Genomic DNA, 14,867 nt, shown 5'->3' with positions numbered 1-14,867 from the left:
AAATATATTTCGGATTCCAGGAGCCCCTTTTTATATGCGCTTCCACGCGATTGTACTCGCAGCAGCTGCAGCAACCACGCTTTTTGCGCAATCCTCTTCTAATTATCAGGTGACTCATACTTATGCGCTGGGCGGAGATGGGAGCTGGGACTATATAGTGCCTGACCCATCCGGCCACCGGCTCTTTATTGCGCGCCAGACGCGCCTGATGGTTGTCGATCAAGACAGCGGAAAGCTTCTTGGAGAAGTGGCCGACGTTCACGGCGCACATGGAACGGCCATTGCGACGGGGACCGGCCATGGGTTCGCAACTTCGAGCGAAGACAAGTCGGTGGTCATGTTTGACCTGAAGACCTTCAAAGTGCTCAGCAGAATCAAAGCAGATGAAGATGCGGATGCCATTCTCTTTGACGCGCCATCCAGCCGCGTATTCAGTTTGAATGGCGATGCCAATACTTCCACGGTGATCGACTCACGGACTGGAACATTTATCAAAAACCTTCCTCTTGGCGGCAAACCCGAATACGGCGTCTCGGCCGGCGATGGCAAGGTATATGCGAATCTCACCGACACCAGCGAAATTGTTGAAATAGACGCGAAGGCAGCTGTAGTTATACGAAAGTGGTCCACTGCTCCGTGCAAACAGCCGGTTTCAATGGCGATCGACAAGGCCCACCACCGCCTGTTCAGCGGATGCCGCAGCGGTGTGATGGCGGTTTCCGACTATCAGGCGGGCAAGGTTGTGGCAACCGTTCCAATCGGCAAGGGAGTCGATGGGGCAGGGTACGATGCGGGAAGCGGGAATGCCTTTGCATCGAATGCCGATGGAACTCTTACGGTGATTCATCAGGACAGCTCTGATCAGTATCACGTCGTCGAAAATATTCCGACTCCGGCAGGCTCGCGAAACATGGGGTTTGACTCCCCAAGCCGGCGCCTTTTCGTGGTTTCTGCGAAGTTCGGACCTGTTCCTCCAGGCGGACGCAGGGGGCCGGTGCTGCCGGGAACGTTTACCTTGATGACGATTGAATCGAAGCCTGGAACGAATTGAGCCTAATGGTGGACGCGGTAGGAATCGAACCTACAACCTGTCGATTAAGAGTCGAATGCTCTGCCAGTTGAGCTACGCGTCCACTTGCGTGGAAAGAAAGGATTTTCTTTGCGGGAGGCGCTTGCTTCAAGCGAACGCCTTCTAAAATATAACACAGAAATTCAGCTTGTCCGGCGAGTCTGCGAATCTCCGGATCAGATCATGTTTCGCTGCTGCCAGGTGTGTCCTGAAAGCAACACTGCGCAGCTTATTTCTCGATTTCCACTCCGCGCCAGAAAGCGATGTGGTTCTTGATTTTGCGCGCGGCCGGCTTGGGGTCGGGATAGTACCAGGCGGCGTCCTGGTTCTCCTGTCCGTCGACCATAATGCTGTAGTAGCGCGCCAGGCCCTTCCAGGGGCAGGTCGAGGTGGTCGAGCTCGGGCGCAGGAATTCGCGCTTTACTGAACTCTCCGGAAAGTAGATATTTCCCTCGACTGTTTCGTAAGTATCACTTTCTGCTAGTACTTTGCCGTTCCAGACTGCCTTTGCCATCCGTTCTTCCGCTGCCCTTCTCCTGAATCCAACCCGTATACATTAGCAGATGCGAGTGCTGCAACAAAAGACGCAGCGGGGGTTGAGTACGCTCCTGGCAAGTTCAAATCTTATCATTAATTGTTTTAGAATGAATGGTTTACAGATGATAGATTCAGGCCCATCAAATCCGGCCAGAAATATCCGACAAAGGAACTTCTTTATAAGAGTATTGTTTTGTGTAAGTTATGGATGATTCGTGTTTTTTGTGGACTGACGAAGGAGCTGGCCTCTCGATATTCCGGTTCCCACCCTATCGCAAACTGCGCGACCCTTCGACTGCGCTTAGGACAGGCTCCGGGCACGGAAAACACAGGTTAACTACCCCAGGTTAGCTACGCGAACCTGGGGCACCCCTTGATGTGGCTACCGAAGTAAAAAGCAGATCCTTCGTTCCGCTCAGGATGACAAGTTTGTCAGACGGCTTGCTCTACCAGCGGCCCATGGGTTTCGGCGGTGGGGCGCTCGGGTTCGGGGGCATCGGCTATGCGCTTGGAGTATGTGCAGACCACGGCCGGTTCCTCTTCGCCCTTCTTGCGGCGCTTCTTTGCGCCTTCTTCTTCCTCGGCGGTGGGCTTCCGGTTATTCGGGCAGACCAGGTAGACGCCTGACTTGAGCGTCTTCTCCAGCAGGTAGGGCGAGCCGCACTCCGGGCACTTCTGGTCGACGGGCTTGTAGTTCGCCGTGAAGTCGCATTTGGGGTAGTTCTCGCAACCATAGAATATGTTGCCGCGGCGGGCCTTTTTCTCGACGATCTGGCCCTCGTGGCACTTGGGGCAGAGGACGCCGATGGTGTTCTGCTTGATGTATTTGCACTTGGGATAGCCGGAGCAGGAGATGAACTCGCCGTACTGACCCATGCGCTTGACGAGCTGCTTGCCGCACCGGGGGCAGGTCTCGTCGATGGGCTCAGGCGGCTTCTGCTGCTGCTTCTGGTTGAGCCGGCGCACGGTCTTGCACGGAGGATCTTCATTGTAGCCGGGGCAGGCCATGAACGGGCCCCAGGGGCCGTTGCGCAACACCATGACGCGGCCACAGTTTTCGCAGTACTCCTCTTCCGGCTCGTCCTGGTTATCGGCCTGGAGGTGCGGCTTGTCTTCAAAATTTTCGCGGGTATAGTCGCAGCTGTCTTTCTTCTTCTTGTCGTAGGAGCTGCAGGCGTAGAAGGAGCCGAACTTGCCCCACTTGAGCACGAGCGGCGAGCCGCACTGCGGACATATCTCGTCCGTCGGCTTCTCCATCCGCTTGATGTTCTCCATGTGCTTCGACGCGTCTTCGAGCTCTCCTTCGAAGTGGCCGTAGAAGCCCTTGAGCAGGTCGGTCCACTTTTCGCGGCCGTCTTCGATGTCGTCGAGCTCTTCTTCAAGGCGCGCGGTGTACTTGGTGTCGAAGATGTAGGGGAAGTTCTTGACCAGGAGATCATTTACGACTGTTCCGATCTCAGTGGGCACGAAGCGGCCTGAGCGTCCGCCGATCTTCTGCACGTACTCGCGGTCTTGAATGGTGTTGATGATGGACGCGTAGGTAGATGGACGGCCAATGCCGCGCTCTTCGAGCTCCTTGACGAGCGAGGCCTCGTTGTAGCGCGGAGGCGGCTCGGTGTAGTGCTGCTCGGGCTTGAGATTGCGCAGCATCAGAGACTGACCTTCGTTGAGCGCAGGCAGCTTGTTCGAGAGGGCTTCGTCGTCCTCGTCCTTCTTTTCCTTCGACTCTTCGTAGACCTTGAGAAAACCATCGAACTTGAGCACCGAGCCGGTCACGCGGAAGTCATAATTGCGATCAGCCTTCGCAACAATATCTACGGTCGTCTGGTCGAAGACGGCAGGCATCATCTGCGAAGCGACAAAGCGCTGCCAGATGAGCTTATAGAGCTTGTACTGCTCGTCGCTCAGGTAGCGGCGAATCTCATCGGGATGGAGGGTCACATCCGTCGGGCGAATGGCTTCGTGCGCGTCCTGTGCATCTTTCTTGGACTTGAAGGTGTTGGCGCCTGCGGGCAGATACGCGTCGCCGAGTTTTGACTTGATCCACTGGCGGACTGCGGTGATGGCGTCGGGCGCAACGCGCGTCGAGTCGGTACGCATGTAGGTGATGAGGCCTACGGTTTCATTGCCGATCTCAACGCCTTCATACAAACGCTGGGCCACGCCCATGGTGCGGCGCACGTTGAAGCCGAGCTGGCGCGACGCATCCTGCTGCAGCTTGCTGGTGGTGAAGGGCGCGGTTGGATTGCGCTTGCGCTCCTTGCGATCGACGCTGCGCACCGACCATGCAGCTTTTTTGAGCTGCGCGATAACTTCATCGGTGATCTTCTGGTCGGGCAGCGCTGGAGCGTCTACGGTTTCGACACGCGCGCGCTGGCCGTCGATTCCGGTGAAGCGCGCGGTGAACGGAGCGGTCTTCTGCGCTTCCAGCTCTGCGTCGATAGTCCAGTATTCGACTGGATTAAATGCCTTGATTTCGCGTTCGCGCTCGACGATGAGGCGGACAGCGACGGTCTGCACGCGTCCGGCAGAGAGGCCGCGACGAACTTTGTCCCATAGCAGAGGAGAAACCTGGTAGCCGACGATGCGGTCAAGGACGCGGCGCGTGGTCTGTGCATCGACGAGGTGCGAGTCAACCTTACGCGCGTGCTGGAAGGCGTCCTTTACGGCCTTCGGCGTGATCTCGTTGAAAGTGACGCGATGAATTGCATTCTTCCTGACGACCTTTCCCAACTGGTCGGCGAGGTGCGCGGCGATGGCCTCGCCTTCGCGGTCCGGGTCAGGCGCAAGATAGACAGCTTCGGACTTGGCAGCGAGTTTCTTGAGGCGGTCGACAACCTTTTCCTTGCCGGGGATGACGATCAGCTCCGGCTCGAAGGTTCCGTCTTCGAGGTCCACACCAATTTTGTTTTTGGGCAGGTCCATAATATGGCCGAGCGATGCTTCGACGGTGTAGTCCTTGCCCAGATATTTATTGATCGTCTTTGCCTTTGCGGGGGATTCGACGATCACGAGCGATTTACTCATTGTCTTCCTTCATTCGCAGGCTTTGTTGATTTGCCTGGCGAATCGATTTCCTTTTGAAAACCCTGGCTAAAGCCTTTCGAGTTTTCAGCTATATTTACGGGCTGAAAAGTCCCTCAGCGGCTAAAGCCGCGTTATTCCCGCATCGTTAACGGCACGGCTGAAGCCGTGCCCCTTCAAAACAAGTAACCTTATCAGCGCTCTCTTAACTCTGTATTCCTACTAAAAGCACCCCAATGCTCTTGGAAGCTACCACGGTTTGCCCCGTGGAATCCAGAGCCGACTCTCTTAGAGACGCAGCTTTCCATAGATCGGCATACAGCAACATCAAACGGAGATCAAAAACTTTTAACGTAATTTTTGCCCGGAAGTTGCTTGATGCGTCCTGCAAGCTCCAGTTCAAAGAGTGCGGTAAACACTTCGGATGAACTGAGCTCGGGCTCCAGCTTTTCCATGATCTCGTCAAGCTGCAATGCTTCGTCATGGCGAAGTACGCTCATGATGCGAGTCTCGGCGGGCGGCAGGGGCGCTTCCTCAAATAACGATGCAACAAGCGGCTGTTTCGATGCAAGCTCCCATGTGGATTCGATTTCAAGGCGCACCTGGGAGGGCAGGTCTTCCCACACGTCTTCCCATGTGGCGACGAGCTTTGCGCCTTGTTTTATCAATGTGTTAGGACCCCAGGCGTTTTTGGTGGTGACGTTGCCGGGGACGGCGAAGACGTCGCGGTTCTGCTCGAGGGCGCAGCGCGCGGTCACGCGCGTGCCGCTGTGCTCGCCTGCTTCGACGACGAGCACGCCGACGCTCATTCCGCTCAAGATGCGGTTGCGCTTGGGGAAGTTCTGCGGGGCGGGAAAGGTGCCCAGGGGGAGCTCGGAGAGGATGGCGCCGCCACTCTGAACGATCTGCTCGGCGAGCGATTTATTTTCCTTCGGGTAAATGACGTCGATGCCCGTTCCCCAGACGGCGATGGTTTTGCCTTTTGCGATGAGCGCGCCTTTATGCGCTGCCGTGTCGACGCCACGAGCCATTCCGCTGAGGATGTTCATGCCGCGCACAGCGAGATCGCGCGAGAGCATCTCGGCCATGCCGCTTCCATAAGGAGTGGGATGCCGCGTGCCTACGACGGCGATGGCAGGTTTGGCGAGGAGGGAGGCGTCGCCGCGAATCCAGAGCAATGCAGGCGGGTCGAAGATCTGTTTGAGGCGCTCGGGGTAGTCGGGATGGTTCCATGTGAGGAAGGATGCTCCGGATTTCTCGATGGCTTCGAGCTCTTTGTTGGCGGCTTGCAAGGCCTGGCCATCAGCGATGAACTGTGCTGTGTGCGCGGGGAAGTTGAGTGCTTCGAGCCCGGTGAGCGGGAGATTCAGTATCTCTTCTGCGGAGCTGGTCTGGCGCACGGCGCTGAGAATGCGGCGCGGTCCGAGGCCGGGGGTGAGGGCGAGCGCGAGCCATGCGAGATCTTCGATAGAGGCAGAAGTGGTGGTCAATGCCTGTGAGCCTTTGTGTGTTGTTTCTTTTGTGGAATTTGCTGGGAGAGTAACGAGGGTGGGAAGGGAAGTCAAGTTACCGTGGGGTGAAGTGAAACTAGTTGATTGTGACCTTTCCTGCAGTAGTCACTTAATTACTTGGATTGCGCTTTCGCGCAGACTGGGATCCACCCACGTTAGTTTCGCCTTCGGCTCCGCGAACATGGGGCACCCGTTTCGTGCATATCGATGCAAAAAGCAGATCCTTCCCCTTCACTACGTTCAGCGTCAGGATGACAACTTAATGCGTTGCTACACTGGGAAGTGAGCCTTCTTCGTATTGCTGCCATCAACTTCCTGAATCCTGCGCCGCTGATGTGGGACTTCGAGCATGAGCCGTTCAAGAGCGAGTTGGCGCAGCGCTATTCGATTCATGAAACCACACCTGCGCGTTGCGCCGACGAGTTGATGCAGAGCCGGTCGGACATTGGGCTGGTTCCGGTTGCAACTTATGCCGCGTCTCTGTCGTGGAGCGTGATCCCCGGATGTGCGATTGCTTCTCTTGGTGATATCCGATCGATTCTGCTGGTGGTGAAGCATCCGGAGGGAGTGCGCGGCGCGCGCCGAGTGGCCCTCGATACCTCGTCGCGCACATCGGCGACATACACGCGCATCCTTTTCCATAAATTCTGGAATCCGCAGACTGAGTTTGTGGAGCATGCGCCTGATCTCGAAGCCATGCTGCAGACTGCGGATGCTGCGCTGCTGATTGGCGATCCGGCACTGCTGGCGCTTGAAGAGCGAGAGGCGCGCGAGCAGAGAACAGGAGAGAAGCTTCTATATCTCGACCTGGGGCATGAGTGGCATCAATTCACCGGCACGGCGTGGGTGTCGGCCTTCTGGGCGGTGCGCCCGGAGGCACTGCGCGATGCGCATGTAAGCGCGGAGCAGGTGGCGCGCGACTTTCAGCAGTCGCGCGATCGTGGGCTGGCGCATGTCGAGGATCTGGTGGAGGAGTGGTCGGCGCGGCTGCCTGTTCCGGCGGAGACGATTCGCACGTACCTCACGCGCAACATTTATTACTACCTGGACGATGCCTGTCTGGAAGGGCTGCGGCTTTTTTATCGGTACGGGGCGGAGTGTGGGGCGTTGGCGGGTGTTCCTGAACTGCGGCTTCTGTAAACCGACATAAATTCTGATTGCGCTTCCTCACCCCAGCACACGAACACCACGCGTGCCGGGGACCCCGATCGCGCAGACAGGATAGACCCACGTTAGTTCTGCCTGTCGGCTTCACGAACATGGGGCACCCGTTTTCCTGGCTTGTGCGAGAGACACGCGAGCGCGAAAGCGCGTCCTACTCTGCGTGAGCTACTTCCAGCATGCGCACAGGCATCACTTACCGATACCGCATTGGCTCGTGACCTTCGGTGTGCCTGGTGTCTTCGCTGTGTCGGTCCTCGACGCCTCAGTGATTCCGCTGCCCTTGCCGGGGAGTACGGATCTGCTGGTGCTTCTGCTGGCGACGCAGCAACACATTGCTCCGTGGCTGCTGGTTCTTGCTGCCGCAAGCGGAAGCGTGCTTGGCGGGTATTCGGCGTGGAGTGCGGGCAGGAAGGGCGGCGAGGCGATGCTCGAACGCCATGTGCCCAAGCGCTTTCTGCGCGCGCTGACGGGATGGATGAAGCGACACGGCAATATCAGTGTGGCGACGGCTGCGATCCTGCCTCCGCCTATTCCGCTGCTGCCGTTTCTGCTGGCCGCAGGCGCGCTGGGAGTCACACGCAGGCAGTTCTTATGGGCCTTTGCGATTGCACGCTGTATTCGCTATGGACTGATTGCATGGCTGGGCACTGTCTATGGGCGGCATGTGCTGCGTTTGTGGTCGCACTATCTGGCTGACTGGGCGGGTGTGATTTTATGGGTGTTTCTTGGATTGCTGGCTGCTGCGATTTTGTTTGGGGTATGGAAGTACAGGAAGGATCGGCGTCGCGTCCCACTCTATCGCGCAAAAGCAACGCGATAGAATGGGGCACCCCATTGTTGCGGCTATCGGCACAGAAAGCAGATCCTTCGCTGCGCTCAGGATGACAACCTGAAGGGCGACCTAGATTTCCCAGCGAAGCAGCGAGGCTCCGGCGGTGAAGCCTGCGCCTACGCTTGCGATCAGCACCAGATCATTCTTTTTGAGGCGGCCTTCTTCGCGTGCGGTCTGCATGGCGAGCGGGATGGTGCCTGCCGTGGTGTTTCCGAAGCGGTCGATGTTGATGATGACGCGCTCGGGCGGCATGCCGAGGCGCTCGGCTGTTGAGGTGATGATGCGCTTGTTGGCCTGGTGAGGGATGAAGCAGCCGAGATCTGCGCCGGTGATGCCGTTGCGCTGGAGCACTTTTTCCGTGGTCTCCGCCATTTTGCGCACGGCGTATTTGTAAACAGCCTGGCCGTCCTGATGGACGTAGTGCATCTTCCTGGCAACGGTCTCGGCGGTAGATGGGTTCGCGCTTCCGCCTCCAGGCATGTAGAGCGAACATCCTCCGGAACCGTCAATCTCATGCGCAAAGTCGATCATGCCGATTTCGCCTTCTTCTGCGGGCTCGATGAGGACGGCGCCTGCTCCGTCGCCGAAGAGGATGCAGGTGGCGCGATCGGTGTAATCGATGATGGAGGACATAGTGTCTGCGCCGATGACCAGGACTTTCGAATGTGCTCCGGACTCGACAAACTTCATGCCGGTCTGGAGAGCATAAACGAAGCCGGAGCATGCGGCGGAGACGTCGAATCCCCATGCGCCTTTCGCGCCGAGCTTATCCTGCACGAGGCAGGCGGTTGCGGGGAAGAACATATCAGGCGTCACGGTGGCGACAATGATAACTTCGACATCTGTAGGTGCGATGCCGCGCTCGGCGAGGCACTTCCTGGCCGCTTCGACAGCCATGTCGCTGGTGGCCTGGCCCTTGGCTACGAGATGGCGTTCGCGGATGCCGGTGCGCTCGACGATCCACTGGTCGTTGGTGTCGACCATCTTTTCGAGATCCTGATTGGTGAGGATGCGGTCGGGGACGTAAGTTCCAAGGGCACTGATTTTGGCGCGCCGGGCACTCTTAGGACGCACGGTAAGGCTCAAGGCTGCTCTCCATGTTGATTCCAGAGTAAAAACTTATTCTCTATGAGTAGGTTGACAGGTGTCTATGAACGGGATGGTTCCAGCCGGTTGGCGAGTGTAAAAGTTCTGTATCGGATGGGAGATTTTAGTGCACCGGGCAACCTGCTGCGCACACACTGGCCCGTTACCGTTGCTCCCTTCCGGGCCTGGCGGGGTTGGCGGGATTGCGTCGCGCAGGACCCGGCACACATGTGATGATACCACCTTGGGGCGAGCGCTGCGGTGTAGACTAGCGCTTAAAGGCAGGCAGCATGATGGCGACACTTGCACATTCCTATGTCCCGGTGGAAGTCTACCTCAAGTCTTCGTATGAACCCGACGCCGAGTATGTCGATGGCACGATAGAGGAGCGTCCAGTAGGAGAGTATGATCACGCGTCCTGGCAAGGCGCAATTATGAAGTGGTTTTGGCTTCATGAGAGAGAATGGAATATTCGCGTGATACCGGAATTACGCGTGCAAGTTGCTAAAACTCGTTTCCGTGTTCCTGACGTCACGGTTCTTGACCGTAGTCAGCCTATCGAGCAGATCATCACACATGCTCCTGTAGCAGTATTCGAGGTTCTTTCACCTGAAGACACCTTGACGCGGATGATGCGCAAGCTTGGCGATTATGCTGCCATGGGAATTCCGCAGATCTGGGTGATTGATCCGGAGACGAAGTCATACTTCCGCTTTGAAAATGGAGAGCTTCATCGTTCAGCGACATTCTCCATGGAAGAGCGCGGGATTCGGTTCGATATTTCGGAGATCGAGAAACTGCTGGATTGACTGAACTGCAGGTTCCTCCGCTATGCATCCTGCGGATGCTCCGGTCGGAATGACAAGCCGGAATTCCGGTAGAATAGTAGTGTGACGGAATCTCTTCTCGAGGGCGCTGAAACCAGTGTTCTTGAACCCCTGAAAAACGAAATTTCGACGGAGCGACTGAAGGTTGGCTTTGTGAGCCTGGGCTGTCCTAAGAACCTGGTGGACAGCGAGGTGATGATGGGCCTGCTTGACCAGGCGGGCGCGCAGATGACCACGTCGCCGGAATCAGCAGATGTGCTGGTGGTGAACACGTGCTCGTTTATTGATAAGGCCAAGCAGGAGTCGGTGGACACGATTCTGGAGATGGCGCAGTTCAAGACGGCCGGCAAGGCGCAGAAACTGATCGTCGCCGGGTGCCTGGTCGAGCGCTATCGCGACGAGATCCAGAAGAACATTCCGGAAGTGGATGCGGTTGTCGGCACGGGGGAACTGGAGAAGATTCTTGCAGCGGCAGGACTGGATGCGCCTGTGGTTTCTGCTCCGCAGCCTGCGTCTCCGTTCAATATTCTGACCGGCGTTACGGCGCGCGCGGAAGGCGAGCGTCGCGAAGAGCAGGGGCGTTTTGCTCGCACGGAGTGGGATGGCGCTACGGCGGCGCTTCCGCAGTATCTGTATGACCACACGACTCCAAGATTATTGGCGACGCGCGGGCCGTCGGCTTATATCAAGATCGCCGAGGGCTGCGACCATCCATGCAGCTTCTGCGTGATTCCGAACCTGCGCGGGAAATTCCGCTCGCGTCACTTTGAGTCGGTTGTGGCCGAGGCGGAGAGGCTGGTTTCGCAGGGCGTGAAGGAAATTACGCTGATCGGGCAGGACACGACCTGCTACGGCGAAGATCTTGGGTTGAAGGATGGCCTGGCGCTGCTGCTGGATGAGCTTGCGGGGATTGAAGGACTGCGCTGGCTGCGCTTTCTTTATGCGTATCCCAACAAGATCACAGGCCGTCTGCTCGAAACGATCGCGAAGCACGACAACATCTGTAAATACCTTGATGTTCCGCTGCAGCATGCCTCCGGAGCTGTGCTCAAGAGCATGAAGCGTGGCGCGAATGCCGAGATTTTTTTGAAGACAATTGAGAAGGTCCGCGCGGCGGTTCCGGGTATTGCGTTGCGCACTTCGTTTATCGTCGGTTTCCCGGGCGAGACAGATGCCGATTTTGAGACGCTTTCAAACTTTGTTCGCGAGGCGAAGTTTGACTGGCTTGGTGTCTTCAGCTACTCGGATGAGGAAGGCTCGCGCGCATTTTCTCTTGGCGAAAAAGTTTCTTCCAAAGTCATTGAGCAGCGCAGGCGCGCGCTGATGCGGATGCAGAAGGGCCTGAGCAAGAAGGCGAAGCAGCAGTGGGTGGGCCGCACGATGACGGTTCTGGCGGAAGGCGAGTCGGAAGAGACTCCACTGCTGTGGCAAGGGCGCTCGGAGCTGCATGCGCCGGAGATTGACGGCACGGTTTATATCAATGACTTCGGTCTGTATGAATCGATTGAGGCAGGGCGCTTTTACGAGTGTGAGATCACGGAAGCGCATGATTATGATGTGGTGGCCCGGGTGATTGAGAGAGTGGATTAGAGATTCTGCGAACCCACATTTTTACGAGATGTGGAGCGACCGCACGTGGGGGTTGGGCCTATGGATACATACCTCCCAGGTTAGCTTCGCGAACCTGGGGCACCCTTTTCGTGGCTACCGAAGCAAAAGCAGATCCTTCGCTACGCTCAGGATGACAACTTAATCTAATGAGAATATGAGTAAGCAAGGTTCAACGAAAAACAAAATTCTTCGCTGTCCGACTTGCGGGACGATTGTGTCTCCGAATGACGAGAATTTTCCGTTCTGCAGCGACAAGTGCCGGGTGATCGATCTGGGAAAGTGGGCAAGCGGCGACTACCGCATTTCCTCGCCGATCCTCGACCCCGAAGTTCTGGAAGGACTCGAATCGGGGCCGAGGCCTGCAAAGAATGACGACGAAGAGTAGGACGCTCTGGGCCTGGACGACTGCGACATTCTTCGGCGCAGGATTCGGAAAGCCCGGGCCGGGCACGTGGGGATCAGTGGCAGCTGTGCTGCTCTGGTTTCTGGCGGTGAGGCTCGCGCATCTTTCGTCCGGACAGATCGCGATTCTTTCCATTGCCGGCGCGTTGCTGGCTTTGGCGGTCGGTATTCCGGCATCAACGATTGTTGAGCGCGAGAGCGGGCGCGAAGATCCCGGCCATGTGGTAGTGGATGAAGTATGCGGACAATGGATTGCGCTTGCTGCCTCGCCGGCGGACTGGCCTCATGCACTGCTGGCTTTGGTGCTTTTTCGCGTTTTCGACATCATAAAACCATGGCCCGCGCGGCAGCTTGAGCGGCTGCACGGCGGTGCGGGTATTATGCTCGATGATGCAGCCGCCGGAATTTATGCGCTGGTGTTGTTTATTTTGATACACCGCTGGTGGTAGTGGTAGGAATAGGGCGATGCGCCGCTGGTTTCAGGACATGGCAAAGACAAAAGCAAATCTGCAGGAAGCGCCAAAGATTGAGGCGGTGACTCCGCCGGCGTCGCTCCCGGGCGGCGAGGTGGAATTGGTGGGAGCGAACCTTGGCCCTTCACCACAACGGCAGCCAGTGGTGATGCTGGGGCAGCTGGCTGCTCCGGTTCTGTTGAGCCGCGGAGAGCGGCTTAAGCTGCGCGTTCCTGAAGAAGCGGAAACCGGGCAGCTGCGTGTTTTGCAGAACGGCGCGCAGAGCAACGATATTCGCGTGCTGGTGGCGGGGATGGTGGCGACCGATGTCCACATTGTTGCGAACCCGGTGGTGGATCGCGAAGGCAACATTTATGCGACGCTCTCCGGGTCACGCGGACAGAGCACGCCTGTTTCGGTGTATCGCATCGGCTCGGATGGAGAGATGCGGCCATTCGTTACCGGAATCACGAATGCCACGGGGCTGGCGCTCGATCCGGAAGGATTTTTGTACGTCTCATCGCGCAATGACGGCACGGTCTTTCGCGTTTCGCCGAACGGCATCTACACGCAATTTGCGGAAGGCATGGGGATTGCCACGGGGCTTGCATTTGATGGCGACCAGAACCTCTACGTGGGCGACCGCAGCGGCACGATCTTCAAGATTGCGCCGGACCGCCAGATATTTGTGTTCACAACATTGGAGCCCAGCGTCTCCGCCTACCATTTTGCTTTTGGCGAAGATGGGACGCTTTATGTAGCCGGGCCGACGACCTCCAGTTTTGACAATGTCTATGCCATTGACCGCGACGGGAATACTCGAGTGTTCTTCCGTGGACTGGGACGTCCGCAGGGCATGGCGCTGGATGTGAGCGGCAACCTGTATGTCGCGGCATCATGGCAGGGGAAGCGCGGCGTGGTGCGGATCACTCCAGCAGGCGAGGCTTCGCTCGCGGTATCGGGATCGGGCATTGTGGGCCTGGCTTTTGCTCCGGGCGGCGATCTGATTCTGGCAACAAACACGGCCATGTATCATTTAGCTTTGGGAGTGGAAGGACTGCTTCCTGCCTGATTGCCTGCCGCCACATGAAATGCGAAATCATTGCTATCGGCTCTGAACTGCTGACTCCGTACCGGCAGGACACGAACTCTCTCTATCTCACCGAGCGGCTCAACCAGCTTGGTGTCATCATTGCATTCAAGACGATTGTGGGCGACCGCAGAAAAGACCTTGCGAACGCCATCCGCACGGCGCTCGGGCGCGTGGACATTGTGATCACGATGGGCGGCATCGGGCCGACGGAAGACGACCTGACGCGCGAGGCCTGGGCCGATGCTCTCAAGATCAAGCTGAAGCGCGACGCCGATATTGTTGGACAGCTTTATGTGCGCGCGGCGCAGCGGCGCTGGACGCTGACGGAAAACAATCTGAAACAGGCCGATGTGCTGGATGGTGCAGTAATGCTTGAGAATCCACGCGGCACTGCGCCGGGGCAGTGGCTTGACGTTGTCTTTGCCGGGCATCGCAAGCTGGGCATACTGCTGCCGGGACCTCCGAGTGAGATGAAAGGGATGTTTGACGAGCAGTGCCTGCCGCGTTTGCGGGAAATAGTTCCTGTGCGGCACATTGCCACGCGCACGCTGAAGGCTGCCATGATCGGCGAATCTCATGCGGATGCGCGCATTGCGCCGATCTATACGCGGTATGCGGATGTGGAGACGACCATCCTGGCGCACATGGGCGATATTCAGCTTACGCTCATCAGCCACCAGGCTACGCTCGAAGCCGCGGAGGCGCGCGTCAACGAACTGGCCAGCCTGATTGAAGAAGAGCTGGATGATGTGATCTACTCGTCATCCACGCAGAGCGAGTCGCTGGAACAGATCGTTCTCTACTATCTGGAAATGCGTGGCGCAACTCTCTCTGTTGCGGAAAGCTGCACGGGAGGGTTGATCGCAGAGCGGCTGACCAGAATCAGCGGCAGCTCTCGGTCGTTTCTTGGCGGCGCGGTGGTGTACAGCAACGAACTGAAAACCGAGTTTGCTGGAGTTCCTGAAGAGCTGATTGAAGAGAAGGGCGCGGTAAGCAAGGAAGTTGCTGTTGCCCTGGCGGAAGGCATTCGCAGACGCACTCGCAGCACGTATGGAATTGGGGTCACCGGCATTGCCGGGCCGACCGGCGGCACGGAAGAGAAACCGGTGGGGCTGGTATACATCGCGCTCAGCGATGGTGCGCAGACGGAAGTCATCGAGAAGAATTTTTCCGGCGACCGCGAACGTATTCGTTTCTATGCGAGTCAGCAGGCGCTCGATATGGTGCGCCGCAAGCTGATGTAATCGTCAGCCTGCTAC

Annotated in this window: 13 protein-coding genes, 1 tRNA gene and 1 other RNA gene; 9 read left to right on the top strand and 6 right to left on the bottom strand. The window is 57.5% G+C overall.

Going from position 1 to position 14,867, the window contains the following annotated elements:
- The first annotated feature begins 34 nt into the window (after positions 1–34).
- Positions 35–1,051 carry a YncE family protein gene (locus AC5S16_RS11405; protein WP_493930184.1) on the top strand — a complete coding sequence of 339 codons (1,017 nt, stop codon included), beginning with the start codon at positions 35–37 and terminating at the stop codon, positions 1,049–1,051.
- Positions 1,052–1,057: 6 nt separating this feature from the next.
- On the opposite strand, the gene AC5S16_RS11400 is transcribed toward AC5S16_RS11405, so the two are convergent.
- The 4 genes from AC5S16_RS11400 to dprA form a co-directional block, all read right to left on the bottom strand.
- Positions 1,058–1,133: transfer RNA gene (locus AC5S16_RS11400), tRNA-Lys, on the bottom strand.
- Between the two features lie 165 nt (positions 1,134–1,298).
- Entirely contained in the window at positions 1,299–1,583 is a 285-nt protein-coding gene (locus AC5S16_RS11395; RefSeq protein ID WP_493930183.1) for a DUF427 domain-containing protein, read from the bottom strand.
- Between the two features lie 455 nt (positions 1,584–2,038).
- Complete coding sequence (gene topA / locus AC5S16_RS11390; protein ID WP_493930182.1) at positions 2,039–4,633, bottom strand: type I DNA topoisomerase; 2,595 nt, start codon at positions 4,631–4,633, stop codon at positions 2,039–2,041.
- 335 nt (positions 4,634–4,968) lie between these two features.
- On the bottom strand, positions 4,969–6,120 hold the full coding sequence (gene dprA / locus AC5S16_RS11385) for a DNA-processing protein DprA (protein WP_493930181.1): 1,152 nt from the start codon (positions 6,118–6,120) through the stop codon (positions 4,969–4,971).
- A 303-nt stretch (positions 6,121–6,423) separates the two neighbouring features.
- Here dprA and AC5S16_RS11380 point away from each other — a divergent pair, with 303 nt between their 5' ends.
- Together AC5S16_RS11380 and AC5S16_RS11375 are read left to right on the top strand one after the other, a co-directional pair.
- The gene (locus AC5S16_RS11380; RefSeq protein ID WP_493930180.1) at positions 6,424–7,281 is read left to right on the top strand and encodes a menaquinone biosynthetic enzyme MqnA/MqnD family protein; all 858 of its coding nucleotides are present in this window, start codon (positions 6,424–6,426) and stop codon (positions 7,279–7,281) included.
- A 238-nt stretch (positions 7,282–7,519) separates the two neighbouring features.
- Complete coding sequence (locus AC5S16_RS11375; RefSeq protein ID WP_493930179.1) at positions 7,520–8,125, top strand: DedA family protein; 606 nt, start codon at positions 7,520–7,522, stop codon at positions 8,123–8,125.
- Between the two features lie 81 nt (positions 8,126–8,206).
- Here AC5S16_RS11375 and AC5S16_RS11370 read toward each other — a convergent pair whose 3' ends face one another.
- A complete protein-coding gene (locus AC5S16_RS11370; protein ID WP_493930178.1) occupies positions 8,207–9,223 on the bottom strand; it encodes a beta-ketoacyl-ACP synthase III in 1,017 nt (338 codons plus the stop codon).
- Positions 9,224–9,350: 127 nt separating this feature from the next.
- Positions 9,351–9,448, bottom strand: an RNA gene (gene ffs / locus AC5S16_RS11365) — signal recognition particle sRNA small type.
- Between the two features lie 65 nt (positions 9,449–9,513).
- Here ffs and AC5S16_RS11360 point away from each other — a divergent pair.
- From AC5S16_RS11360 to AC5S16_RS11335, 6 genes are all read left to right on the top strand, one after another.
- Positions 9,514–10,032: a Uma2 family endonuclease gene (locus AC5S16_RS11360; protein WP_493930177.1), complete on the top strand. Its 519-nt coding sequence runs from the start codon at positions 9,514–9,516 to the stop codon at positions 10,030–10,032.
- A gap of 129 nt (positions 10,033–10,161) precedes the next feature.
- A complete protein-coding gene (gene rimO, locus AC5S16_RS11355) occupies positions 10,162–11,640 on the top strand; it encodes a 30S ribosomal protein S12 methylthiotransferase RimO (RefSeq protein ID WP_493930224.1) in 1,479 nt (492 codons plus the stop codon).
- A 175-nt stretch (positions 11,641–11,815) separates the two neighbouring features.
- Entirely contained in the window at positions 11,816–12,046 is a 231-nt protein-coding gene (locus AC5S16_RS11350) for a DNA gyrase inhibitor YacG (RefSeq protein ID WP_493930176.1), read from the top strand.
- On the top strand, positions 12,030–12,512 hold the full coding sequence (locus tag AC5S16_RS11345; RefSeq protein WP_493930175.1) for a phosphatidylglycerophosphatase A family protein: 483 nt from the start codon (positions 12,030–12,032) through the stop codon (positions 12,510–12,512). Before AC5S16_RS11350 ends, AC5S16_RS11345 begins: the two co-directional genes overlap by 17 nt.
- 16 nt (positions 12,513–12,528) lie before the next feature.
- Complete coding sequence (locus AC5S16_RS11340) at positions 12,529–13,587, top strand: SMP-30/gluconolactonase/LRE family protein (protein ID WP_493930174.1); 1,059 nt, start codon at positions 12,529–12,531, stop codon at positions 13,585–13,587.
- A 14-nt stretch (positions 13,588–13,601) separates the two neighbouring features.
- A complete protein-coding gene (locus tag AC5S16_RS11335) occupies positions 13,602–14,852 on the top strand; it encodes a competence/damage-inducible protein A (protein WP_493930173.1) in 1,251 nt (416 codons plus the stop codon).
- The last annotated feature ends 15 nt before the right edge of the window (positions 14,853–14,867 follow it).

The organism is Acidobacterium sp. FHG110202_01 (assembly GCF_059115305.1).
This window is presented reverse-complemented; position numbering and strand designations above follow the sequence as displayed.

What these genes read in the sequence shown, in the direction of transcription:
- AC5S16_RS11395 (WP_493930183.1), bottom strand. Translation starts at nt 1,583, where the DNA reads ATGGCAAAGGCAGTCTGGAACGGCAAAGTACTAGCAGAAAGTGATACT.
- AC5S16_RS11335 (WP_493930173.1), top strand. Translation starts at nt 13,602, where the DNA reads ATGAAATGCGAAATCATTGCTATCGGCTCTGAACTGCTGACTCCGTAC.
- AC5S16_RS11340 (WP_493930174.1), top strand. Translation starts at nt 12,529, where the DNA reads ATGCGCCGCTGGTTTCAGGACATGGCAAAGACAAAAGCAAATCTGCAG.
- topA (WP_493930182.1), bottom strand. Translation starts at nt 4,633, where the DNA reads ATGAGTAAATCGCTCGTGATCGTCGAATCCCCCGCAAAGGCAAAGACG.
- AC5S16_RS11345 (WP_493930175.1), top strand. Translation starts at nt 12,030, where the DNA reads ATGACGACGAAGAGTAGGACGCTCTGGGCCTGGACGACTGCGACATTC.
- AC5S16_RS11360 (WP_493930177.1), top strand. Translation starts at nt 9,514, where the DNA reads ATGATGGCGACACTTGCACATTCCTATGTCCCGGTGGAAGTCTACCTC.
- AC5S16_RS11405 (WP_493930184.1), top strand. Translation starts at nt 35, where the DNA reads ATGCGCTTCCACGCGATTGTACTCGCAGCAGCTGCAGCAACCACGCTT.
- AC5S16_RS11350 (WP_493930176.1), top strand. Translation starts at nt 11,816, where the DNA reads ATGAGTAAGCAAGGTTCAACGAAAAACAAAATTCTTCGCTGTCCGACT.